A 640-nucleotide genomic window follows, 5' to 3' on the forward strand; every position below is an offset into this window, starting at 1 on the left:
GGCCAGTGTCTTGAGCAAATGCGCACGCAGGCTGGCTTCGAGTCCAAGGCTGGTCAATTGACGTGGATTGAGAATCGCCGAGACGTCACGCACTTTGGTCAGGGTTTCATCCAGCGTGTCACAGAGGACCTTGCATTGTTCCTGCAGATCTTCCGGCAGGCGGCGTTTGAGCCAGTCACTTTGCAGCTTGGCGGCGGTGAGCAACTGGCCGATATCGTCGTGCAATTCACGGCTGAGGCGATGGCGCTCGTTTTCCTGGACTTGCAGCAGTCGATCAGCCAGCTCTTGTGGCTGAAACTTGATCGATTTGCGCGACAAGCGATATTGCACCCAGACGCACGCGGTGGCGGCAACGTCGAGTGCCAGCAATCCCAAGGGAAGGCGTGCGGAAACAACATACGCCAGCAGACTGCCCAAGGTCGCCAGAACACACAGAACAAGTGTGAAGCGCCGGGCGTTTTCCCGAGAAGGTGGCCATGTAATGAGTGACTTGAGACTGGCGTACATAACGGATGGAGCCAATGGATGTTCGCTGCGGGCAGACCGACCGGTGACTGGCGGATCTCTGTGTGGAAATACTGTCAATTATGTTATTGATTCATACCGCATTCGTTAAGCAATCATTGACCGGCAATAACAT

The 640-nt window shown here is 55.2% G+C and carries 1 protein-coding gene; it reads right to left on the reverse strand.

Going from position 1 to position 640, the window contains the following annotated elements:
- A partial coding sequence (locus J5M71_RS26400) for a histidine kinase (RefSeq protein ID WP_243434359.1) occupies positions 1 to 507 on the reverse strand: 507 nt, incomplete at its 3' end.
- Positions 508 to 640: the final 133 nt, after the last annotated feature.

This window comes from Pseudomonas sp. 43(2021), assembly GCF_017490805.1.
Lineage (GTDB): Bacteria > Pseudomonadota > Gammaproteobacteria > Pseudomonadales > Pseudomonadaceae > Aquipseudomonas.